This window comes from Amycolatopsis sp. NPDC004625, assembly GCF_040609695.1.
Lineage (GTDB): Bacteria > Actinomycetota > Actinomycetes > Mycobacteriales > Pseudonocardiaceae > Amycolatopsis.
In genome coordinates this window covers 131,479-153,800 of the sequence record NZ_JBEXKX010000004.1, presented here as the reverse complement: position 1 = coordinate 153,800, position 22,322 = coordinate 131,479, and the positions used below count along the sequence as shown (strand labels likewise).

General features: G+C 70.3%; 20 protein-coding genes. 7 read left to right on the top strand and 13 right to left on the bottom strand.

Annotated features, from left to right (window positions below; translation table 11 throughout):
- Nucleotides 1-59: 59 nt before the first annotated feature.
- The 10 genes from ABZW17_RS06175 to ABZW17_RS06130 all read right to left on the bottom strand — a co-directional run bounded on the left by ABZW17_RS06175 (nt 60) and on the right by ABZW17_RS06130 (nt 11,419).
- Nucleotides 60-2,696, bottom strand: a complete 2,637-nt coding sequence (locus ABZW17_RS06175; protein WP_354810193.1) for a tetratricopeptide repeat protein — start codon at nt 2,694-2,696, stop codon at nt 60-62.
- Between the two features lie 55 nt (nt 2,697-2,751).
- Nucleotides 2,752-3,726, bottom strand: coding sequence for a glutamate ABC transporter substrate-binding protein (locus tag ABZW17_RS06170; protein ID WP_354810191.1), 975 nt, complete (start codon nt 3,724-3,726; stop codon nt 2,752-2,754).
- Entirely contained in the window at nt 3,723-5,141 is a 1,419-nt protein-coding gene (locus ABZW17_RS06165) for a hypothetical protein (RefSeq protein ID WP_354810189.1), read from the bottom strand. Before ABZW17_RS06165 ends, ABZW17_RS06170 begins: the two co-directional genes overlap by 4 nt.
- Nucleotides 5,142-5,359: 218 nt before the next feature.
- Nucleotides 5,360-6,622, bottom strand: coding sequence for a GAF domain-containing protein (locus tag ABZW17_RS06160; protein ID WP_354810187.1), 1,263 nt, complete (start codon nt 6,620-6,622; stop codon nt 5,360-5,362).
- Between the two features lie 84 nt (nt 6,623-6,706).
- The gene (locus ABZW17_RS06155; RefSeq protein ID WP_354810185.1) at nt 6,707-7,456 is read right to left on the bottom strand and encodes a thiamine pyrophosphate-dependent enzyme; all 750 of its coding nucleotides are present in this window, start codon (nt 7,454-7,456) and stop codon (nt 6,707-6,709) included.
- Nucleotides 7,453-8,487, bottom strand: coding sequence for an NAD(+)/NADH kinase (locus tag ABZW17_RS06150; RefSeq protein WP_354810183.1), 1,035 nt, complete (start codon nt 8,485-8,487; stop codon nt 7,453-7,455). The genes ABZW17_RS06155 and ABZW17_RS06150 overlap by 4 nt, the downstream gene beginning before the upstream one ends.
- A 196-nt stretch (nt 8,488-8,683) precedes the next feature.
- Complete coding sequence (locus ABZW17_RS06145; RefSeq protein ID WP_354810181.1) at nt 8,684-8,899, bottom strand: heavy-metal-associated domain-containing protein; 216 nt, start codon at nt 8,897-8,899, stop codon at nt 8,684-8,686.
- A 64-nt stretch (nt 8,900-8,963) separates the two neighbouring features.
- A complete protein-coding gene (locus ABZW17_RS06140) occupies nt 8,964-9,167 on the bottom strand; it encodes a cold-shock protein (protein WP_004563013.1) in 204 nt (67 codons plus the stop codon).
- A gap of 206 nt (nt 9,168-9,373) precedes the next feature.
- Complete coding sequence (locus ABZW17_RS06135) at nt 9,374-9,547, bottom strand: hypothetical protein (protein ID WP_354810179.1); 174 nt, start codon at nt 9,545-9,547, stop codon at nt 9,374-9,376.
- A gap of 213 nt (nt 9,548-9,760) precedes the next feature.
- Complete coding sequence (locus tag ABZW17_RS06130; protein WP_354810541.1) at nt 9,761-11,419, bottom strand: thiamine pyrophosphate-dependent enzyme; 1,659 nt, start codon at nt 11,417-11,419, stop codon at nt 9,761-9,763.
- A gap of 135 nt (nt 11,420-11,554) precedes the next feature.
- On the opposite strand from ABZW17_RS06130, the gene ABZW17_RS06125 reads away from it, so the two are divergent.
- Together ABZW17_RS06125 and ABZW17_RS06120 are read left to right on the top strand one after the other, a co-directional pair.
- Entirely contained in the window at nt 11,555-12,835 is a 1,281-nt protein-coding gene (locus ABZW17_RS06125; protein WP_354810177.1) for a hydroxyacid-oxoacid transhydrogenase, read from the top strand.
- Nucleotides 12,832-13,242, top strand: a complete 411-nt coding sequence (locus tag ABZW17_RS06120; RefSeq protein ID WP_354810175.1) for a thioesterase family protein — start codon at nt 12,832-12,834, stop codon at nt 13,240-13,242. The genes ABZW17_RS06125 and ABZW17_RS06120 overlap by 4 nt, the downstream gene beginning before the upstream one ends.
- A 577-nt stretch (nt 13,243-13,819) precedes the next feature.
- Here the strand turns inward: ABZW17_RS06120 and lanKC are convergent.
- Entirely contained in the window at nt 13,820-16,390 is a 2,571-nt protein-coding gene (gene lanKC / locus ABZW17_RS06115; RefSeq protein ID WP_354810173.1) for a class III lanthionine synthetase LanKC, read from the bottom strand.
- 445 nt (nt 16,391-16,835) lie between these two features.
- Between lanKC and ABZW17_RS06110 the strand changes: the two genes are divergently transcribed.
- The 3 genes from ABZW17_RS06110 to ABZW17_RS06100 all read left to right on the top strand — a co-directional run bounded on the left by ABZW17_RS06110 (nt 16,836) and on the right by ABZW17_RS06100 (nt 18,546).
- Entirely contained in the window at nt 16,836-17,201 is a 366-nt protein-coding gene (locus tag ABZW17_RS06110; protein ID WP_354810171.1) for a hypothetical protein, read from the top strand.
- 22 nt (nt 17,202-17,223) lie between these two features.
- Nucleotides 17,224-17,595, top strand: coding sequence for a hypothetical protein (locus tag ABZW17_RS06105; RefSeq protein ID WP_354810539.1), 372 nt, complete (start codon nt 17,224-17,226; stop codon nt 17,593-17,595).
- Nucleotides 17,596-17,829: 234 nt separating this feature from the next.
- Nucleotides 17,830-18,546, top strand: a complete 717-nt coding sequence (locus tag ABZW17_RS06100; protein WP_354810169.1) for a trypsin-like serine protease — start codon at nt 17,830-17,832, stop codon at nt 18,544-18,546.
- Between the two features lie 48 nt (nt 18,547-18,594).
- On the opposite strand, the gene ABZW17_RS06095 is transcribed toward ABZW17_RS06100, so the two are convergent.
- Nucleotides 18,595-19,899 (bottom strand): alginate lyase family protein, encoded by a 1,305-nt coding sequence (locus ABZW17_RS06095; RefSeq protein ID WP_354810167.1) that lies wholly within the window; start codon nt 19,897-19,899, stop codon nt 18,595-18,597.
- A 91-nt stretch (nt 19,900-19,990) separates the two neighbouring features.
- Nucleotides 19,991-20,500, bottom strand: coding sequence for a histidine phosphatase family protein (locus tag ABZW17_RS06090; protein WP_354810165.1), 510 nt, complete (start codon nt 20,498-20,500; stop codon nt 19,991-19,993).
- A gap of 304 nt (nt 20,501-20,804) precedes the next feature.
- On the opposite strand from ABZW17_RS06090, the gene ABZW17_RS06085 reads away from it, so the two are divergent.
- Both ABZW17_RS06085 and ABZW17_RS06080 read left to right on the top strand, forming a co-directional pair.
- Complete coding sequence (locus ABZW17_RS06085; protein WP_354810163.1) at nt 20,805-21,137, top strand: hypothetical protein; 333 nt, start codon at nt 20,805-20,807, stop codon at nt 21,135-21,137.
- Complete coding sequence (locus tag ABZW17_RS06080) at nt 21,130-22,296, top strand: putative T7SS-secreted protein (RefSeq protein WP_354810161.1); 1,167 nt, start codon at nt 21,130-21,132, stop codon at nt 22,294-22,296. Before ABZW17_RS06085 ends, ABZW17_RS06080 begins: the two co-directional genes overlap by 8 nt.
- Nucleotides 22,297-22,322: the final 26 nt, after the last annotated feature.

Sequence of the window (22,322 nt, the reverse complement as noted above, 5' to 3'; positions counted from 1 at the left end):
CCCGGGCGTTGTTTGGTGGCCTCGCCTGATCAACCCCCCCAACCCCCCCCCCGACGGCGTCAGGTGAGGGTGCGGGGGCGGATGGCGTTGGCCCGGTCGACCAGCTCGACGCGCTGTTCGATCGTGGCCGCTAGCCGTGCCAGGGCCCGGTAGCAGCGCTCGAGGCCGAACCGCAGCTCGCGTTCCTCGAGCGGGCAGCCCAGCACCCGCGCGCCCGGCGTCGGCTTGCCGTGCTTGAGCCACTCGTGCGCGGCTTCCAGCACGTTCGCGCTCAGCCGGGTCTGGCGTTCGACGTCGAGGCGGAGCCGTTCGAGCCGGGCCGACGCGTCGAGCAGGTCGTGCTCGGTGACCGGCGTCTCGCGGCCGTTCGCCTTGGTCGCGGTCGTCTTGATCTTGATCGCCGCGACCTGCGCGTCGACGTAGTGGGTCGACGACGGCGGCACCGTTTCGAGCACCTCGACCGCGCTCGCCCGCGCGCCCTGCGCCAGGTACACGCGGGCGAGGCCGAAGGCGGCGCTGACGTAGGTGCGGTCGGTGCGCCAGACGAGCTCGTAGAACCGCGCGGCGGCGAAGTAGTCGCCGACGCCTTCGGCGCTGATGCCCAAGGCGAGCTTCGGGGCGATTTCGCCCGGCAGGTCGTCGTACACCGCTTCGAACGCGACGTGCGCAACCCGCGAACGGGCGCCTGCCAGCTCGATGAGGCCGCGGTACCAGTCGATCCGCCAGTCGTGCGGGTAGCCGTTCTTGATGGCCAGGTACTGCGCCGCCTGCAGCTGCCGCTGCGCCTCGGCGAGCTCGCCGAGCTCGATCCGGGCGCGCACGATCCGCAGCCGGACCTCGATGGACTCGCGCGGCGCGCCGGCGAGGGCGTCGATGGCGGCGCGCGGGTCGAGCGCGGTCGTGGTGGCGAGCACGCCCGCCGCCGGGTCGTCCGTGTCGACCTGCGGGATCGGCAGGCCGGCGACGACCTCGGCCGCGCCCGGCAGCGGCACGCTGGCGCCGGTTTCGGGCACCACCAGCTGCACGCCGAAGGTGCGGCTCTCCGGGCCGAACACCGTGGACGTGCCGGGCCGCGGCTTGCCGGTGCCGAGCGCCATGATCTCGCGCAGCACGCCGGTGAGCTGGTCGGCCATCTCCTCGGCGGAGAGGAACCGCCGGTCCGGGTCGGCGTGCGTCGCGCGTCGCAGGAACCGGTAGTAGGAACCGAAGAGCGCGAACAGCGGGACCGCGTCCGGCCCGGGCAGCGTGGTCTTGAACTTGGTGGTGTAGCCGGTGAATTCGAAGCTCAGCACGGCGAGCGTGCGCCCGACGGTGAACAGGTCCGACGCGATCGACGCGCCCTGCGTCGGCAGTTCCGGCGCGCTGTAGCCGGTGGTGAAGAACAGCGGGCTCTCGTAGTCGTCGGTGCGGCGGACCGCGCCGAGGTCGATCAGCTTGAGCTGTTCGTTGGTCTGGATGACGTTGTCGGGCTTGAGGTCGCAGTAGAGCAGGCCCTGGCTGTGCAGGTAGCCGAGCGCGGGCAGGATCTCCAGGCCGTAGGCGATGACCTGGCCGATCGGCAGCGGCTCCGGACGGCGGCTTTCCCGGTGGTGCGCCAGCGCGAGCTGCCGCAGCGACTGGCCGCCGACGTACTCCATGACGATGTAGCCGACGGTCGTCCCGCTGTGGGCGTCCGGGTGCTGCACGAAGTTGTGGATCTTGACGATGTTCGGGTGCTCGACCTCGGCGAGGAACCGCTGTTCGTTGGCCGCGGCCGCCATCGCGGTCGCGTCGCCGGTGTCGATCAGTCCTTTGAGGACGACCCAGCGGTCGCTGACGTTGTGGTCCTGCGCCAGGTAGATCCAGCCGAGGCCGCCGTAGGCGATCGCGCCGAGGACTTCGTACTGGCCGCCGACGAGCTCGTGCGGCTGCAGCTTCGGGACGAAGGAGAACGGCGCGCCGCAGTTCTCGCACTTCCCTTCCGGCGAACCGGGTTCGCCGTCCTTGCCGCGGCCGACCTTCGCGTTGCAGCTGCCGCAGAACCGCTTTTCCTCCGACACCACGGGGTTCGTGAGGACGGCGGACGCGGGGTCGCGCGCGGGGACCGGCGGGACCTCGACCAGCCCGGCGCCGAGCCGGCCGCGGCGGGACCGCGACGTCCGGGACGACGTCCGCCGCGAGGTGCCGGGGAACGAACCGGATCCGGAGACCGAGCCGCTGCCCGCTCCCGTGCCGGTTCCGGTGTGCCGGCCTTCGCTGGTGCGCTCGGGCAGGACGCTTTCGGTGCCCGGGTCCGGCAGCGGGGTCCCGGGGCCGGTGTCCGGCCGCGGCGCCGGCGGCATGATGCTCTGCGTCTCCGGGGCCGGCGACGCGAGCACGCTCGTCAGCTGCGGTTCGTCGGGCTGCGGCGGGCGGACGGCCTGCGTCGGCACCGGCTGGACCGGCGGCAGGACGGGGTTCATGCTGCCGGGCGGCTTGGTCGGGTCGTCCGCGCCCGGGATCGGCGCGCCGCGCGGCGGGGTCGGCGGGCGGCGCACGGGGGCGTGGAAGACGGTCTCCTCCCCGCCGGCCTCGCCCTCGTCGAGGCGGCCCGAGATCGACGGCTCCGGCGTCGCCCACCGCACCGGTGGCGGCGGCTGCCAGCTGCTGCCGGGCGTGGCCGGCTGCGGCCGGTCGTCCGGTGCGGCGTGCCGAGGACGGCGCGGCTCCTCCGACACTGCTACCTCCCAGATCCCCGACGACGTGCGGGAATCGATCCTAGTCGCGACCGGCTCACTGGTACTGCGGCTGCGGCGGTGACGCCGCCCCCAGCTTCGACTCGACCCAGTGGCGGTAGCTGTTCTGCCAGGCGCCGCTGTTGCGGACGTTCTCGAGCACGGCGTTGACGAACTTGACCATGTCCTCGTTGTCCTTCGGCACGCCGATGCCGTAGTTCTCCTGGGTGAACTGGTCACCGACGACCTGCAGCGTCGGGTCCTGCGCGGCCATCCCGGCGAGGATGGTGTCGTCGGTCGACACCGCCTCGACCTGGCCCTGCTGCAGCATGACCAGGCAGTCCGACCAGTTGTCCACCGAGACCGCCACCGGCTTCGCGGGGTCCGTCGCGATCTTCGCCAGCGACGTCGACTTCTTCGCCGCGCACACCTTCTTGCCGCTCAGGTCGCCCAGCTTCGTCGCCTTCGACTCCTTCGTCACCAGCAGCCGCTGCCCGGCGACGTAGTACACGGAGGAGAACTGGACGTCCTTCTTGCGCGCGCAGGTGATGCTGTAGGTCCGGACCACGATGTCGACCTGGTGCTGCGCGAGGACGTCCTGGCGCTGCGACGACGTGATCGCGCGGAACTGGACGTGGCCTTCGGGCGCGCCGAAGATCGAGCGGGCGATCTCGTTGACGAGATCGATGTCGAAGCCCTCGAGGTTGCCCGAGGTGGGGTTGCGGAAGCCGAACAGGTAGGTGGTCTGGTCGACGCCGGCGATGAGCTTGCCGCGTTCCTTGATCTTGGCCATGGTCGAGCCGTCGGGGATCGACGTGCCCCTGTCCGGCGCCAAGCTGGCCAGCGGGTTGCAGCTGGTGTCGCTGCCGCCGCCGGCCGCCGCGTCCGGACCGCCGACGTGCGCGGGTTGCGGCCAGGCCGCGTCGCCGACCGGCGCCGGGTCGACCGGTTTCCCGGGGCTGCCGCAGGACGCCGCCAGCAGCGCGACGACCGCCAGCACACCCGCCCGGACCGTGATGCCCCGCCTGTTCACCGGTACTCCCTCAGTCGCTCCCGGATCCCCATGGTGACACCGGCCGCGGCGACGATCGCGAGCACGGCGAGGCCGGGCGCGAGGAACGTCAGCGCGTTGTCGCCGCGGTGGGTGTCGTCGAGGAATTCCTGCCTGCCGACGTCGATGGCCGCCTGGAGGCTGTCGTCGAGCCGCCGGAACGCCGGTGCCGAGCCGTCGGTCTTGTCCTCCAGCACGGCGAAGTCGACGGCCTCCTGGTACTGGCCGGCGTCGTCCTGGCCGCGGACCACCTTGTGCGCCTTGAGCCAGTCGTTCGCGGCCTTGGTCGCGTCGGCGACCCTGGTGACGCCCTCGCCGTCCTTGATCAGCCCGCGGGCTTCGCCGAGCAGCCCGCCCTGGCCGTCGGGGCCGACGAGCTGGACCGCGTTGGCGCCGAAGTCCTTCTCGTACGCCGCGCCGTCGCCGCGGGCGACCAGGGTCAGCGTTTCGTCCGCGCGGGCCTGCAGCGCCGCGATCCGGGCGCGGACCAGCACGTCGACGCGGTGCGAGCCGTCGGCCTGGCCGCTGCCGACCAGGCTGCCCTGCACGACCAGCGCGACCGCGCCCCACAGCAGGGAGACCACGACGGCGGCCGTGGCGACGACGAGCCCGACGTTGAGCAGCCGGTTGGTGCGGCGGGTCAGGTGGATCTGCGCGACGACGAGCGCGGCCAGCAGGACGAGGAGCAGGATCGTGGCGAGCCACGGGAAGCCGGTGGCGCTGTCCTGCTCGTCGACCAGGCGCGCGGTGTCGACGCGGTAGAGGTCCTGGGCGGCCGGGAGGATCTTCGCCCGCATCAGCTCGGACGCTTCGCGCAGGTAGGACGCGCCGACCGGGTAGCCGAGCCGGTTGTTCGCGCGGGCCGTCTCGACGAGCCCGGTGTAGACGGGCAGCGACTGGTTGAGGACGTCGACCGGCGTCGCGTCGGCGATGTCCGAGGCGTCGGACGCGGCCTTGGCGAGCGCGGCGCCGGCTTCGGCGATGTCACGCTCGTAGCGCTGACGCAGCTCCGGCGGTTCGGTGCCGATGGAGAGGAAGGCGCTCGCGGCGGTCGCGTCGGCGTCCGAGAGGGAGCGGTAGACCTGCTGCGCCGCGGCGGCGAGGGGTTCGCGGTGGTCGATGACGCCGCTGATCGTGTCGTCGCGGCTCTGCACCGACAGCGTGGCGACGAGCCCGGCGATGAGGGACAGCAGCACCAGCCCGACGGCGATGACGGTGAGCCGGCCGGGGGTGGTCGCGGCGGACCGGACGATCGCGCGGACGCCCTGTCCGGGCAGGTCCAGCAGCCCCAGCAGGCCACTGCGGCTCCCGCCGGCGCGGTCGCGGCCGTCCGGCGGCGACGGTGGGGGTCCCGGCGCGGGCGCCGCGGGACCCGGGGCCGTCGCAGTGCTGGTCATCCCCGATTCCTCCCCGTACCTTCCGGGGCTGCGGGTTTCCCCACCCCGGATCCCCCGAAAAGCTCTGTGAGCCGTACCCGCAGAAGGTAGCCGAGTCGCCGCACGCACAGCCACCGGCACCGCCCGCTGTCATCAGCACGTGATCTCGGCGTGCAACCTGCGCGGACGCGCTTCACCTGTTCGAGTGACGTTCGCCGCATTCTGTGTCCACAGTGGACTCAGCCGCGGATGGCCGGGGCGAGCGAGTGCGGGAGCACGGCTTCGGGCGTCGGGGGCCGCCGGACCACGACCTCGACTTCGTCGGCGAAGCGGTACGGCTTCGCGCCGAGGATGCCGCCGAAGTGGCGCCGCAGCCGGGACATTTCGGCGCGGACGGTGACGGTGCGCCCGGCGTCGCCGAACAGGTCGGCCGACAGCTCCGACGCCGACCGGCCTTCGCGGTGGCTGGCCAGCACGTACAGCATCTCGGCGTGGCGCGGGCTCAGCCGGTGCGTCCACGTCCCGGCCGCGCCGGCCACGGTGAGCTCCGGCTCGCGCGCCGACCGGACGTCGAGCACGACGCGGGTGAGGGGCGCGGCTTCGGTCTCGGCCGGCCGGATCAGCCAGCCGCCGGGAACCGGCTCGACCGCGCAGCTGCCGTACGCCGGCAGCCAGACCCGGCCGGGCGAGAGGCCGGTGGGCAGGGCGATCCGGTCGACCGGCGCGAGGCCGGCGGCCGCGGCGACCCAGCCGTGTTCGTCGGCCACGACAGCGCGTCCGCCGACCTTCGCCAGCACCGGGACGGCGAAGCCGCGAAGCCGTTCGAGCTCGGTGAGGTGGGTGGTGCGCAGCTGGGCCTCGGCGAGCCGCGTCACGGCGTCGACCAGCGCCAACGTCGTCGCGTGGACGGTCGAGGCCGGCCCGGAGAGGTCGACGACGCCGAGCAGCCGGCCGTCGCGCGGGTCGTGCAGGGGCGCGGCCGCGCAGGTCCAGCCGTGCTGGGCGCGGACGTAGTGCTCGGCGGAGTAGATCTGGATCGGGGTGCGGGCGACGAGCGCGGTGCCGATGGCGTTGGTGCCGACGGATTCCTCTTGCCAGTCGGCGCCTTCGACGAACCCGAGCCGGTCGGCGCGGCGGCGGACCGCGGCGCTGCCGTCGCGCCAGAGGACCGCGCCGCCCGCGTCGGCGATCACCATGATGTGCGCGGCCTGCTCGGCGAGGCTGATCAGGCCGTCGCGGAGGGTCGGCAACGCCTCGGCCAGCCCGCTCGCGCGGCGGCGCGCCTCCAGCTGTTCGAAGTTCAGGGCGGGGGCGACGGCCCGGCTGTCGGGGTCCATGCCGAGGCGGCGCATGCGTTGCCAGGACGCGCCGATGACGGCCCGCGGGCTGCTGGGCGGCGTTTTGCCGCTCAAGGCCGCTTCGTGCACCTGCGCGAGGACACGGGCGTGCCGCCGGGGATCCGCCCCGGCCGGCAACGCCGCCTCGAGGTCTCGCTGCCCCAACCGCCGCTCCTTGTGCCTTTGCCTCCTCGGAGTCTGCCGTTTCGATGCGGTGATCGGAAGGTGGCGCACATCGCGCTTGTCCGGTTAGTACCGGGCGTAGAGGTCGGTTTGCGGGTCGTCCGGCGCGGTGGCCAGGGGTGTCACGGCGGCGACCTCGATGAGTTTCGCGACGTCGGCGTCGATGTCGTCGAGGACCTGTTCGGGCAGCTCACCGCTGTCGGTGACGCGGGCGCGGAACCGCTCGAAGCCGCCTTCGCCCGGCGCGATTTCGATCAGGGTCGGGCCTGCGCCGCGGCGAGCGCGGCCGATTGCCTCGCCTGCGGCTTCGTACACGGCGAAGAAGTCGGCGCCGTCGACGATCACACCGGGCATGCCGAGTGCGGCCACCCGATCGGCGTAACCGCTGTCCTCCGCGACGAAGATGGCCGGGAGGTTCCAGGCGCACGCGAGGTTCAGCGCCTCCGCTGTCGTCCCCGGGTTGGCGGCGCCGTCGGCCAGGAAGGCCACGCCGACACCGCCGTTGTCCTGCTGTTTCGCGGCGAGTGCGGCGCCGCAGACGAGGAGGGAGACGCCGCCGAGCGTGCCGTCGGCGACGCGGGTCCGGCGCCCGCGGAGTTCGGCCAGCACGACCCGGACGTCGACGCCCTTGGCGATGCGGTGACCGTGCCGCCGGTGCGCGCCGGCGATGACGTCCCGGCGGTCGAGGTGGAGGCAGACGCCGGCCGTGGCGGCCTCCTCGCCGGTGGCCGGGCGCCCGGACTCCTGGTGCACCCGCTCCTCGAAGGCCCGGATGGTGCACATGACGCGATACGCGGCCCGCAGGGCGTCAGTCATCTTCGACGTTCCTTCCCCTGGTCGGTCTCCGTGCGCAACAGCCCTTTCCGCGCCGCCTCCGCCATCGCGGCCCGGACGTCGACGACCCACGGCCCGTCCGGCTTGAGCTCGACGAACGCGCTCTCGCCGGTCTTCAGCTCGAGTTCCCGCTCGCCGTCGAGCGCGATGACACCACCGGCGGCCGCGAGCTCGACGCGCACACCGGGCCGCAGGAGGCCCCAGCCACGCACCCCGACGGGCCGCACGAGCCCGGGCGCGATCGGCGCGTGCACGACGTACGGCGTCTCCCCGACCGGCCCGAGCTGCAGCGCGACGCCGTCCGGGCTCGACCGGGGGCTGGGACAGAGGTGGCCTGGAACGCTCGAGAGGCCGATTCCGTCCGGTTCGGCGAAGGTGCAGTACAGCTCGGTCAGCGAGGACGGGTCCCACAACGCCCGCGCCCCGATGTGCCTGCTCAGCGACACGCAGACGTCGACGAGCGCGATCTCCCGGCGTGCCTTCGTCACGACCTCCAGCACGCTGACGCGGTGGGTGACGAGGTCGGGATCGATCTGCCCGGTGGCGATCAGCCCGGCGGCCAGGCCGGCCACGGTCGCCTCCCGCACCTGCGGGAAGACGTTGTTGGTCCCGGTGGAGAGGGCGAGGATCGGCACGTCCTCGCACGCGGCGGCGGCCACGCGGGCGGTCCCGTCCCCGCCGAGGACGACGATGACCCCGGCGCCGGCTTCGACCATCCGCCGCACCGCGTTCGTGGTGTCGGCCGCGGTGCCGGTGATCGGATCGTCCTGGCAGAAGTCGACCTTCGGCCAGGTCCCGCCGCGGCCGAGCGCGCGCAGGACCGCGGCGGAGATCCCGCCGAGATCGGTCGAGACGAGGGCGCGATCGAGGCCCGTGACGGCGAACGCCGCCAGCAGCCGCTGGACCATGTTCGCCTTTTCCGCGGTGGGGAACACCGAAGCCTGCGCGACCAGCCGGCGGATGTCCCGCCCCGAAGCCGGGTTCGCGACGATCCCCGCCACCGTTTCGCCCACCTGACCTCCCTGTCGTGCTTCGCAGCACAGGGAACTCCGCGATCGGCGCGAGCGGAAGGGTTGCAGGGCGTTGCAGTGTCCGGGCGTGCTCGAAGCGTCACAGATCACACCCGCGCGTCTCACGGACTGGTCGTCAGTGGACTGTCCAAGCGGGAGACGGGGAAGAACCAACCGGATCGAAACGCCCGGCGGGGGGTTACGACACCGCACCTTCGAAGGTGTAGCCGGCTTCTTCGACCGCGGCGCGGACGTCGTTCTCGGCCAGCGCGGTTTCGGCACGCACGAGGACGCGGCGCGCCGCGACGTCGACGTCCACTTCGGCCACTCCGGGCAGCACCGAGATTTCCTCGGTGACCGACTGCGCGCAGTGTCCGCAGCTCATGCCGGAAACGGCGTAACCGTGCTCGATCATGGTGCGCAGCCTACGAAAAGGGCCGCCACCCCGAACGGGTGACGGCCCTTCCCCAAGATCAAAGTCAGATCACGGTGACCGACGTGGCCTGCGGGCCCTTCTGGCCCTGGCCGATCTCGAACTCGACGCGAGCGTTCTCCTCGAGGGTACGGAAGCCGTTACCCTGGATCTCGCTGTAGTGAACGAAGACGTCGCCGCCACCGTTGTCGGGGGTGATGAAGCCGAACCCCTTCTCGGAGTTGAACCACTTCACAGTGCCCTGAGTCATCAAAAATCTCCATGTGTAACACCAAAACAGGAAGCCACTTCGGCGACCCGGGTCAGCACCCGGACGGTTTGCTTCCTCGGCGAGGAGACACTACGCCCGCTGAGTTCTGCGAGCGTGACTCATCACGAACACAAAAATCGAGACCGTAAGCAGTAAAGCACACGTTGACCTGGGCGGACAAGCGGTCTTCACCCGGGCGAGGTGAGCTATTCGCCACTCGCCGGGCGCAGCCCTTCCGCGGCGAACGGCGAGCGCCACGCGGTGTCGTGCTCGCCGGCGACGACGGCGTCGTCGTGGGCCTCGGCACTGGCGCTGAACAGCACCGGAACGACGCCGGAGGCCTTCCGCGCTGCTTCGGATGCGTGCTGGTGATCGGTCACGTCGAAACTCCCCTCGTTCCCTGCCCGCTTCGGCGCGGGTCATGACCGTGATGGTGCCATGCGGCACCGACAGAAACCGGTTGTCTCCCGCCGGGACCCGGCCGGGAAGGTTCAGCGGCGAACCACCACCGGAACACCGTCAGGTTACCCGAGCCAACGCCCTGCTACCACACGGCATTCCCGCCTTTTCCGGAACGAAACGCAGCAGAATCCTTACTGTGCGGGCGGTTGCGGGCGCACCTGCGCGAGCAGGGCCGAAAGCCGCACGTCCGGAGTCACCACGTCGGGGTCCGTGCGCACGTCGATGACGCACGGCCGCTGCCGCACCAGCGCGCTGGCGATGATGGGCTCGAGCTCTTCACGATCGTCCACGGTGTACCCGGCCGCGCCCAGTCCACGCGCCCACGAGGCGAAGTCGGTCAGCGGGATGGAGACCCCGGTGAGCCGGCCGTAGGTGCGGGCCTGGTGCATGGCGAGCGCCCCGTGCACGCCGTTCTGGAAGACGACGACCATCACCGGCGCCCGGTACCGGACGGCGGTTTCGATCTCCTGCCCGGTCATCAGCGTCCCGGCGTCCCCGACCATGGCAACGACGGTCCGCCGCGGTTCGGCCAGCTTCGCCGCCACGGCGGCCGGCACGGCGTAGCCCATGGCGGCGTTGCTCGGACCGAGCTGGCTGCGCGGCGCCGTGAAGCACCAGTAGCGGTGCATGAACTGCGCGAAGTTCCCGGCGTCGCTGGTCACGATGGTGTCCTCGGGCGCGAGTCTGCGCAGCGCCCGGACGACGTCGACGGGGTGCACCCGCGTGTTCCCGCTGGTGTCGGGCGGGGTCATGAAGGTGTGGACGGCCGCGTTCGCCGCCGAAGCCCGCCGCGTCCGCGGCGACGCGACCGCCCGCAGCTCCCGCAGGAATGGTTCGACCTCGGAGTCGACGCGGAAGGTGAGCCCCCGCCGCTTCGGGCTGACGTCGATGCCGGTGCCGACCATGACCAGCGTCTGCTGCGCCGTCGGGTAGCGGTAGGCCTGGGTCGTCACCTCGTCGAGCTGGGTGCCGAGCGCGAGCACCAGGTCGGCCCGCTCGAGCGCGTCCAGCTGCCGGGCCGGGATGCCGAGCCCGAGGTGCCCGGCGTACCGGGCGTGGTTTTCCGGGAAGGCGTCCTGCCGCCGGAAGGCGTTGTAGACGGGCAACGCGAGTTCGTCGGCCACGGCGATCAGCTCGTCCCGCGCCGACCGAGCCCGCCCACCGACGACGACGACGGGGTACTTGGCCTCGTCCACCAGCTGGGCGACAGCGTCAGCTGAACGGCCCAGCGTCCCGGACGCCGGCGGCCGCACCCGCGCCATCGGCTTCGCCGCGTCGTAGGGCATCCCCCAGATGTCGCAGGGCACACCGAGCACAACCGGCCCCGGCCGGCCTTCTTGGGACGTCGTCAGCGCGTGCGCCAGCAGCCCGGGCAGGCCGTCCGGGTCGGTGACCCGCAAAGTCGACTTGGCGATCGACTCGAACATGGCCGTGAGGTCCGAGGTCGGCAGTTCCCCGGACGAAGACCACACCGGCTCGGTCGCCGGCGTCTCCAACAGGACGACCATGGGAGTCTCGTCCTGGTACGCCGTTTGGACGCCGATGGCCAGGCTCGCCGCGCTCGGCCCCCGGCTGGCGAGCAGCACGGCGGGACGTTCGGTCAGCTTGCCCTCGGCCTCCGCCATGAACGCCGCGCCCGCGTCGTGCCGCGCCGAAACCAGCGTGATTTCCCGCTCGCGCTGCAGGGCGTCGAGCAGTTCCAGGAAGGACTCACCGACCACCGCGTACACGCGGCGGACACGCGCCTCGGTCAGGATCCGCACGGCCGTCTGGGCAACGGTCGCTCCCAGTTGGTATCTAATGAGGAGAGCTTAGGCGGGCACCGTTCAGTGCAGTCAAGTGATCTTCACCGAAACCGGACAAGGATGGGCCGAATGTCCGATTTGACCGACTGGTAGCCGATCAGGGGAGCGAGGACCACCGACTTGGCCGCGACCGAACATGAAACTGTTTTTACTTATGGCGCACCGGCGTTGAAGTACGGCACCGGCGCCAGCGACGAGATCGGCTACGACCTCACCCAGTACGGCGCGCACCGCGTCCTCGTCGTGACCGACCCGCAGGTGGCCGCAACCGGCTGGCCGCACCGCATCGCCGAAGGCATCGCCGGCTACGGCATCGAGACCGAGATCTTCGACGGCGTACACGTCGAACCCACCGATGTCAGCATGCAGAAGGCGGTTGACTTCGCCCGCGGAACGGGCCCGTACGACGCCTTCGTCGCCGTCGGCGGCGGCTCGGCCATCGACACGGCCAAGGCCGCAAACCTGCTGACGAGCAACGACGGCGACCTGATGGACTACGTCAACGCCCCCGTCGGCGGCGGCCGCGCACCGGCCCGCCCGCTCAAGCCACTGGTCGCGGTGCCCACCACCACCGGCACCGGCTCGGAGAGCACCACGGTCTGCGTCCTGGACGTGTTGTCCCTGCGCGTCAAGAGCGGGATCAGCCACCTGCGGCTGCGCCCGACCCTGGCCGTCGTCGACCCGCGGCTCACCGTCAGCCAGCCACCCGCGGTGACGGCCGCCAGCGGCATGGACATCCTCTGCCACGCCGCGGAGAGCTACACCGCCAAGCCGTACACCGAGTTCGAGCGCAAGCGCCCGGAACAGCGCGTGCCGTACTGCGGGTCCAACCCGCTGGCCGACATGTTCGCCGAGCAGTCGCTGCGGCTGTTGTCGTGGGCCCTCCCGGCGGCCGTGCGCGACGGTTCCGACCTCAAGGCGCGTGAGGCCATGGCCCTGGCCGCGACGTTCGCCGGACTCGGGTTCGGCAACGCCGGCGTGCACATCCCGCACGCCAACGCGTACCCGATCGCCGGCCAGGTCAGGGATTTCCACCCGGACGGTTACCCGGGCGAAGAACCCATGGTCCCGCACGGCATGGCGGTCTCGCTGACCGCGCCCGCCGCGTTCCGCTTCACCTTCAGCGCAGCACCGGACCGCCACCTGCGCGTCGCACGCCTCCTGGCGCCCGACTTCGAGTGGCCCGGCGACTTCGCCGACCACCTGCCCGCGGTGCTGATCGACCTGATGCGGCAGATCGGCATCCCGGACGGCATCGGCGCCGTCGGCTACGCGGAGTCCGATGTGGACTCCCTGGTCGAAGGAACGCTGAAGCAGCAACGCCTGCTGGCCACCGCCCCGCGCGAGGCGTCCGCGGACGACCTGTCGGTCATCCTGCGCGAGTCGGTGTCGCTGTGGTGAGTGGGTACCCGCACTGGCAGACGGTCCCGTTGCGCTGGAAGGACAACGACGTCTACGGCCACGTCAACAACGTCGTGCACTACTCGCTGATGGACACCGTGATCAACACGTGGCTCATCGAGCAAGGCGGCCTCGACATCGAAGCCGGGGCGGTGATCGGGCTCTGCGTCGAGTCGCACTGCGGGTATCACGCATCGGTTTCCTTTCCTGGGTCGTTGCGAGTCGGGTTGCGGGTGGCGCACCTCGGGAAGTCCAGCGTCCGCTACGAGATAGGGATGTACGCCGCCGACGAGTCCCTGGTCGCGGAAGGGCACTTCGTGCACGTCTTCGTGGACCGCGAGTCCCGCCGGCCGACACCGCTTGCCGGCAAACTTCGCGAGGCGCTGGAAGCCCTGCAGCCCAGGTGATGCACCGCCACTGGTTCTCCTTCCTTTCCGGGTGTGTCCGGGCTGCGTTCTTCCTGCACTTCCGATGATGCACGACGCCACCGACAGAACCGGCCGATCGGCCGGAGTTGTCCACAGGCACCGCCAACATCGGCGAGTTGTCCACAGATTTCCATCGACGGGTTCCACGCCCCACCGACGGCGATAAGCTGAAGGCCCCCATGAGATCAATCCACAGTGGACGAGCAGGCGGCTCACCGGAGCGGCTGGTCACACGGATGGCGACCTAGGCGTCGATCCGGTGGCGGCACGGGTGTGAGCTTCAGGCTCGCCGCAGAAGTGGATTCGCAGTGGCTGCGGGCCGTTCCCGGAAGGCGCCCCGCGCGCGGACGCACCACTGCCCACATGCGGTTGTGGAGATTGTGGCCGTCGCCGGAAGGCGCCCCGCCGACGATCGCACCACAACCGCAGACGGCCAGGTAGAGGTCGCGGTCGTTGCCGAAGACGTCCTGCAGCGACCGCGCCTCTACCCCGGGCGGCGAACCCCCGGTACTGGGAGTTGGCTGCCCGACCCGGGCCGTCGTGGCGGCACCGTCAGTTACCGGCCGGTGGTCGGGTGGAGCGGTGTGTCGCCGAGGAAGGGCAGGACTTCATTGCCATCAAGCAAGGCGGAGAGGGAGAGGAGGATCCCCGCACTGCCGGTCTTGACATCCATCGAGAGCCGCAGCAGCCGGTCACCCGGGAACGCCAGGCCGCCTTTGTACGGCACCGCGTACCACGCCAGCCACGCCAGGTGCTGGTCGATCACCGCGCGGACGGACTGGTCTGGGTCCGGGCCCGGGTTCGCACCCAGCGCCACCGCCAGCCCGCACCGGCCGTTGAGCAACCCGGGATGCATGACGAACTCGCCACGGCAGGCATCGCGCAGCGCGGCGACGCTGTCGCATGCCTCGGCATCGGGACGGTGCCGCGCCAGCTGCTCGGCGACGAGAAGGATCCCGGCACTCCCGACGCCGGCATAGGGCAACGCACGGGCCGCACCGTCGCGCACCTGCAGCGAGCCGTCGTCGGCCTCGACGCATTCCTCGAGGTCGCGACACAGTGCCTGGTCGGCAAACGACAGCCAGGCCGGCTCACCGGTGCGTTCGAAGAGCCGGATGAACAGCAGCGCGGGCCCGGACCAGCCGGCCAGCAGTCCGGCACGGGCCGAGCTGCCCGGCGGCGCCGCTGTCTCCAGCGCCTCGGCCAGCCGGACGGCCGTGGCCAGCGCCTGGCGGCCGAACTCGTTGTCCTGCCGGACGGTCGCGAAGTGCAACATCGTCAGCCCGATCCCGGCCAGCCCGCTCTCCAGGGAGTGGTCGGTTGTCTGCTCGACGAGCTGTGCGCACGACGCCAGCAGTCTCCCCGCCTCGTCGTGGTACCCGAAGCTCTCCAGCACGTAGGCGATGCCGGAGCCGCCGTCGTAGAAGCCCGGCCGGGCCGGCGGGTCACGCCGAACCGACTCGATCAGCCAGCGTTCGTGCTCGGGAAACCGCCCGGCGCCGACGACATCGAGCGCGTGCAGCACGCCCGCCGCACCGACGCCGAAACAAGCGCCGCCGACCTCGAACTGCTCGACGTCCCCCGGGAACAACCGATCCTGACGTACCGGAGTCGCACTGGCCAGGATCGCCTCGACCATCTGCTTGCGCACCAGCGCCCAGTCCGGCTTGTCGTGGTCGAGCTCGGTGTGGACCGGCGCCGAATCCGCGTCACCTTCACGCGGAGCCAGCGCCATGACTGCGTCATCGACGTACCCCTCGGGCAGCGCAAACCGACGTTCGACGAATTCAGCAATACGGCGCAGCTTCGCCGGAGCAACTTCCGTCAGCGGGTAAAGCGGCAGGAACAGCCACAGGCGCAAAGCGGCCGCAGCATGCTCGTCGATCTCGAACCCGGCGCGGTCCTCCGGCACGCGGAACCCGGGCGCACCTGGCGCCGGCCGGTCGGCGGACTCGACGTCGAACGCCGCCTCGAAGTCGGGCAGGAAGACCTGGTCGTCGTGGTCCTCGTCGACCAGGATGTTCTGGGGGTGCAGGTCACCCAAGACGATGCCTCGGCCGTGGATCGCCTGGATCGTTCGCTCGACTGCCGCGACGATGCCCAACGCGCGCCGAGTGTAGGTAGCGAGGTCGGGCTCCGTCGTGCCGTGCCTGGTCAGCGGGTGATTGCGGGTCTGCCAGCTGTCGAGGGAAATGCCGGGCAGGTACTCCATGGCCGAGTAGTGGCGCTCCGAGACGGTGAACCGCTCGAGCACCTGTGGCACGCCGGGGATGCCGGCGAGCCGAGCGAGCACCTCGTGCTCACGGCGGAGCCGTTGGACGGCGTCGGTCCGCCCCTCGTCGAGGCCGGTGTACGGGCGGGCCTCCTTGAGGACGACCTGCCTGCCACCTGCTTTGGGGACGGCGAGGTAGCTGTCGCCGCCCCTCGATGTGGTCAGTGGGCTGGCAATTCGGTAAGGGAACTGAGCCGGGACGGCTCCTCGACGCGTTGCGATCCCGCTTTGCAGACACGCGGGAATCTTCACCCAACCGGGCACAGAGAACGTCGGCCCCTGCCGGTCGGGCACGAGCCTGCCGTCCGGCTTGCGGACCGCGGGTACGCGGTGGCCGTCATGTTCGACCCACTGTTCCTCGAATCCGCCGTAACGTACGTAGAGGGGCCCGTCGCCGTACCGAAGGTCGCTCGGAATGTCAGGACCGTGCTCACCCGCGAGCCGCGTCGACAGGTCCACGAGCACCCGCTCGAGTTCGTTGTCGTCGGCCGGGTAAATGACCGCCAGCTCGACGTTGCCAGCCGGCGAAGCGTATTTCGAATTCCGCGCGAGCAACGCTGACGCTGAGCGGAGGTGCTTGAACGAGACCCGGTGCTCGACGCAGCTCGCGTACACCTGCGCAAGCACCTGGCGCGCGTTGTCCGGGCCGGCGGAGACACGGATCTTCCAGCCCTGCGCTGGGAGCACACGTCCCGCGGGACGCATCGCACGCCAGACCCCCTTGTCCGTGCTGCTCCAGCCAGCCTCCGGCGCTGGAAGTTCCGCGGCGAAATCGTCGATCAGTGCGCCGTTTTCCTGCTGTTCGTCGTAGAACAACGGATCAGCGAAGCAAAACGCTTCGTGGCGCAGGTCCATCCGAGATACCCCTCCGTACGATCCCCGGGCACCACGGCTCCGGGACGAAGGATATTCCCCCACGTCGAGCCACCCTGAGCCAATCCGCCATCCCGGCGGTTCAGCTGGGCTATCCGAGGTAGGCAAAAAGGTCACTTACCGGCCAGTAGCAGAACCCAGGGTGACCCTCTCGAACAAATCCATCACACCAAAGAGTTGTAACATGAAGGTTTCTTCAGCACTTACCCAGGTCCAGCCAGAGATTTGACCGAATACGCAAATCGAATTGACAGATTGCCAATCAACGCGGTCCGTGATTGATTTTCGAGGTGCCGGCCTTCCGTGTCGGCCCGCACAGCGCCGGGTGTCGACGCGGTGGCCCACGCCACGCCCGCGGCACCTCGGCGAACGGACCAGCGGGTACCACGGAGTAAGTTGGCGGCCGGCGGACCGGAAGGAGGAACGGGTGATCTTCGGATTCGCCGTGACGGTCGCCGTGGCTGCCACGCTCGTCGCGCTTTGGAGCTTCGTGCAGTCCGCTCGCAACCGGCTGCCGGACAACCCGCTCCTGATCGCACTCGCCGTGATCGAACTGCTGCTGGTCGCGCAGCTGGTGATCGGGGTCGTGCTGCTCGCCGGCGGTGAACGTCCCGGCAGCCTGGCGACCTACCTGGCCTACCTGATCGGCTGCCTGGTCGTGCTGCCCGTCGGCGCCGCCTGGGCGCTGGCCGAGCGGAGCCGGTCGAGCACCGCGGTGCTCGGCATTGCCTGCCTGGCCATCCCGGTGATGGTGCTGCGACTGAACGAGGTGTGGAGTGGAGCAACAGCGTAGGACGGCCAGCGGCCCCGGACGGGTGCTCGTCGCCGTGTACGCGATCTTCGCGCTGGCGGCGACGTCGCGGGCCGGCGTCCAGATCGGCACGAAGTTCCACGAGGCCCCGCTCGCCTACCTGCTCTCGGCCCTCGCCGCGGTCGTCTACATCGTCGCGACGATCGCGCTCGCCCGGCGCGGCGACGGCTGGTGGCGCGTGGCCCTCGCGGCCTGCTCCATCGAACTGCTGGGCGTCCTGACGATCGGCACGCTGAGCCTCGTCGACGCGGCCGCCTTCCGGCACCCGACCGTCTGGTCGGTCTACGGCGAGGGCTACCTGTTCATCCCGCTCGTGCTGCCGGTCATCGGCCTGTACTGGCTGCGGAAGACGGCCCCGGCGAAGATCGCCGCCTGAACAGCACCACCTCGGAAGCACCCGGCGGCACCACCGGAGCGGCGCAGCCGCGCGCCCGGAGCCGCACGCGGAACAGTAAGGGAACTGCACGTACCCCGCGGCGGGCAATAAATACGGATTCGACCGGCGACTTTCGTCGGTTCCGGACATTCGCCTAAAACTCGGACAATCCTGGAGTTCGGTCCCCACCGGCTTTCCCCCACGCGGTTCTCCCCCGCGTGAAAAGGAGTCAGAGTGAAATTCGGCAAGTTCATCCTGCTGGCCGCGAGCACCGCGTTGGCCGTCATCGGGCTCGGCGGTCCGGCGGCCGCGGACAGCACCCCGCAGGCCCAGCCGTCGATCATCGGCGGCAGCACCGCCTCCAGCGGCCCCTGGGCGGCCCGGCTGTTCGTCAACGGCCAGCAGAACTGCACCGCGACCATCATCGCGCCGCAGTACATCCTGACCGCCAAGCACTGCGTCAGCAGTTCCGGCACCTACACGTTCCGCATCGGCAGCCTGGACCAGTCGAGCGGCGGAACCGTGGCCACCGGCTCCACCATCACGCGCTACCCGGGCAGCGCCGACCTGGCGATCGTCCGGCTCACGACCTCGGTGAACGCCACCTACTCGCCGCTCGGCAACGTCGGTGACGTCACGGTCGGCCAGAACGTCTCGGTCTACGGCTGGGGCGCGACCAGCCAGTGCGGCTCCGAGATCAACTGCCAGTCGCGGTACCTGAAGGTCGCGACCGTGCGGGTGAACTCGATCAGCTGCAGCGACTACACCGGCGGCGTCGCGGTGTGCGCGAACCGCGTCAACGGCATCACCGCCGGCGGCGACTCCGGCGGCCCGATGTTCGCGTCCGGCCGCCAGGTTGGCGTCGCGTCGACCAGCGACCGGTCGAACAACACCGCGTACACGAACATCACGCGTTATCGCAGCTGGATTTCCCAGGTGGCCGGCGTCTGATTCCGCCGGAAAGGGCCCGGCCGCAAAAGCCGGGCCCTTTTCACGCCGTCAGGACGTCGAAATGTCGTCGAGCTGTTCGGCGGCGGGCCGGACCGGGTAGAGATCACCGCCCGGTTCGGCCGGCACCCGCGGCAGAGCCGTCCGCGCCGCCCGGTCGCCCGCGTCGGCGGCCGCGTGCAGGACGTCCAAAGCCGCGTACGGCCGGAAGTCCAGCTCGGGGTACGGCCAAGCCGACTTGCCCTGCGTGGCGCCCGGGATCAGGAAGTCGACGGCCGAGAACAGCGTGGCCCCGCTGGGCGCGGTGTAGTGCCACAGGTCGACGCCGACGTGCTGGCCGATCTGCGCGAGCCGCGTCAGCGCGACCAGGTTGAACGCCGAGTAGGGCCAGCTTCGCGTCCGGCTCGTCTCCTGCGGCTGCAGGCCGCCGGCCTGGATCTGCGGGGCGATGCGCTGGGGCCCGGCGTCCCGCGCGACGGCCGCGGCCAGGTCCCGCTGCCCCGTGCCGAGGGCGAGCGAGGCGACGAGCATGTCGTAGAAGCTGCCGTGGTTGTTCTGGGCCTTGGCCTCGTCGGTGCCGTTCTTGCTGGTACGCAGCCAGCCGAGGAACTGCGTGTACCAGCCGGTCATGCCGGCCTGGTCGGTCTTCGTCCACCCGGGAGCGCCGGTGGCGAGGATCGCGGTCGCGTCGACGACCTGGCTCAGCGTGTAGGAAAACTCGATGATGCCGATGCCGCGGCCGTCCACTTTGCACGGGATGCCCTGCGCGTAGTTCATGTTCGGGTTCATCTTCGTCGCGGCGTCGAGGAACCACGTACGCAGGTCGAGCGCCGCGCGCCGGGCGTACCGCGCGTCCCCGGTGTAGTACCAGGCGAGCGCGAGTCGGTAGATCGCGGCGAACGCGTCGCCGCGGTAGGCGTGGTCGGTGATTTCGTCGACGATCGGGTTGCGCTGACCGTCCCGCTGCACGAACGGGCAGCCCCACGGGTTCTCGGCGGTCGGCTGCGTGGTCGGCCACCAGTACGGCGCGAGGCTGAGGTAGTCGTGCTTGTCACCGCTGGGTGGCACCTGTTTCTTCGAGGTGACACTCCACGGTCCCGCGGTGAGATCGGTCTTCGCGGCGACGAGCAGGTTGTTCAGCGCGGTGCGAGACGTTCTTTCGCCGACGAGCGCGGCGAGTTTCGTGCGAAGCAGCTGCTTGCCGTCGAGAACGGCGGTATCGGGGGCACACACCGGCCCGAGAACCGGGACGGTACAGGGCGAAGGCCACGACGCGGCTTCGGCCGGCGCGGCGAACGACGTGGCGACGAGGCCGAGCGCGGCCATCGCGGCCACGACGGTGTGGCGGAGAACCATGTCCCGCTCCATTCACAAATATGAATACCAGACCTGTGAGTGAATGGAGCGTACGCATGTGAACACCGCTGAGGCAATGCCCATGGACCCGTCAGTCGGTGAAGTCGCGAGGCCGGAAGAAGGCGACGAGCCGGGCCGTCCGGAGCGCGTCCCACGGGTCCGCAGTGGCAAGCACGGCCGCGGCGCCCGTGGGGAACTTGGTCTGGACCTGCCGGGTGTCTTCCCCGTGACCGGCGAGGTGCAGCGTCACCTCGCTGACCCCGGGCTCGTGCCCGACGAGCGCAAGCGTGGTGACGTCACCCGGCGTCCGGCGGGCGGCGTTCAGCAGCTCGGGAACGTCGGCACCGTAGAGATCGTCGTCGTACTCGACCGGCGGCGACGCGGGAAGCTCGCCACTGACACGGTGCCAGGTCTCGCGGGTCCGCCGGGCGGCGGAGCAGACAACCAGCTCGGGAACACGACCGGTCTCGACAAGCCACCGGCCGAGCCGCGGCGCATCACGGACACCCCGGGGCGCTAGGGGCCGTTCGTGGTCGGGCAGCCCCTCCGACCAGTCCGACTTGGCGTGCCGGAGAACGATGAGCCACCTGGTCGCGTCCATACCGCAACCCTAATCGACACAGCCGCCGACTTCGGAGTTCGTTCGAGTGCGCCGCCTGGGGCTCGAACCCAGAACCTACGGATTAAAAGCCTGCTCGTAACGCCGCAGCGATCCAATCCTGGTCGCGTTGGCAACGGTTTCTACCAGCAGTTTTAAGCTGCAGCGCTCATCGTAACGTGCCTTGGCGGCAGGTCTGGGCTCCGTTATGTCTCCGTTCGTCGAGCTGTGCTCACGGCAGGTCGGCCGCTTGTCATCGGCGACCGAATCATCCACACTCGACGAGCACTGAACGTGTTCGAGGGGGATGGTTTCAGTAGTGGATGGTCCTGGGTTCCATGTCGACGTCGGCAAGGTGGAGGAAGGCGCGAACGGCATCAAGCGAAGCGTGACCGACCAGTCGAGCTTCGAGCTACGCGACCTGTGCGGTGATACTGGCCTGTACGGACACGACGGTATCCACAACTCCCTGATGAACTTTTGTGTCCGCTGGAGCGACGGTCTCGACATCTTGACCGACGACGCGGACGCGATCGGCGACGTCCTCACCAAGGCGGCCGCCGCGTACCGAGCGACGGACTCCGCGGCTGCCGGCTCACTCACCACCGACCCGGGCCAGGGACCGGTGGACGATGGCTGAACTCGGAGACACCAGCGACCCGACAGCCCTCGTCCCCGGCAAACCCGAAGCGATCGAGGAGAACGCGCGCGTACTGAACGCCCGCGGCGACCTCGCCGGCCAGGCCGCCGACGGGCTCAAAGCCATCGACACTGGAGCCTGGGAAGGCCCAGCCGCCCGCGCGTTCCACGACAAGTTCAGCTACGAGCCGAACAAGTGGTTCGACGCCGCCGACACCCTGCACCGAGGCGGGTCACTGCTGACCGACTACGCGCACACGCTCCGCTGGGCCCAAACCCAGGCAGGCGAAGCCATCGCCCAGTGGAACAACGCCCAAGCCGCCACCCAGCAGGCCAAAGCCCGGCACGATGCCGCCGCAGCTGAGGCTCAGGCCCACAACCAGCCTCTGCCACCGTTCACCGATCCGGGTGAAGGCGGACGGCAAGCTGCCCAGGACAGGCTCAACCGGGCCCGAGAGCAGCTGACCGAGGCCGGAAACTCCATCGCAGGCATGCTCGACACCGAAGCGGACGTAGCACCACAAAAGTCCAGCTGGCTCGACGACGCCGGCAACTTCCTCGCCGACCTCGGCACCCACGCCGCGAACAGCCTCGCCTCGTTCGGCAACGCCATGCTCAACCACCCGGTCGACACCGCCGCCGCGGTCGGCGGAATAGCGCTGACCACGATCAGCTCAGCAGGCGAAGGCGCGGGCCTCCTCCTCGACGCCACCGGCATCGGCGCCATCGCCGGCGTGCCCCTCAACGTCGTATCCGCCGCCGGCATCGCGGTTGGCGGAACGATGACCGTCGGCGCCGTCGGCGACCTCGCCCGGCACGCCATGACCGACGACCACGTCGAACCCGTCAAACCGCGTTCCAACCCGACCAAGCCCACCAAGACGGACCGGCTCAAGGAACACCTCACCGATAAGGATCTCGACGGCGCGCGCCGCGAACTGAACGGCGAAGTCGTCGCCCGCAAGGGCGACGGCACCCCCTGGGACCACGTCACCGAAGTCAGAGAGGCCCAAAACGGCCTCTCGAACCAGATCAACCGCCTGAAACGCCAGCTCAGCGACTCACGACTGTCACCCGAAGACCGTCCCGCCGTCGAGGCCGAACTATCCGAAGCCAGCCGCCTCCTCGACTACAGTGAGCAGTGGGTACCACGCGGATAGCAGACCCACGCACGACCACGACAGCT

Excerpts from the sequence above, each read along its gene's own strand:
- ABZW17_RS06165 (WP_354810189.1), bottom strand. The coding sequence starts at position 5,141 with ATGACCAGCACTGCGACGGCCCCGGGTCCCGCGGCGCCCGCGCCGGGA.
- ABZW17_RS06155 (WP_354810185.1), bottom strand. The coding sequence starts at position 7,456 with ATGACTGACGCCCTGCGGGCCGCGTATCGCGTCATGTGCACCATCCGG.
- ABZW17_RS06145 (WP_354810181.1), bottom strand. The coding sequence starts at position 8,899 with ATGATCGAGCACGGTTACGCCGTTTCCGGCATGAGCTGCGGACACTGC.
- ABZW17_RS06140 (WP_004563013.1), bottom strand. The coding sequence starts at position 9,167 with ATGACTCAGGGCACTGTGAAGTGGTTCAACTCCGAGAAGGGGTTCGGC.
- lanKC (WP_354810173.1), bottom strand. The coding sequence starts at position 16,390 with ATGGACCTGCGCCACGAAGCGTTTTGCTTCGCTGATCCGTTGTTCTAC.
- ABZW17_RS06095 (WP_354810167.1), bottom strand. The coding sequence starts at position 19,899 with ATGGTTCTCCGCCACACCGTCGTGGCCGCGATGGCCGCGCTCGGCCTC.
- ABZW17_RS06090 (WP_354810165.1), bottom strand. The coding sequence starts at position 20,500 with ATGGACGCGACCAGGTGGCTCATCGTTCTCCGGCACGCCAAGTCGGAC.
- ABZW17_RS06085 (WP_354810163.1), top strand. The coding sequence starts at position 20,805 with ATGGTTTCAGTAGTGGATGGTCCTGGGTTCCATGTCGACGTCGGCAAG.
- ABZW17_RS06080 (WP_354810161.1), top strand. The coding sequence starts at position 21,130 with ATGGCTGAACTCGGAGACACCAGCGACCCGACAGCCCTCGTCCCCGGC.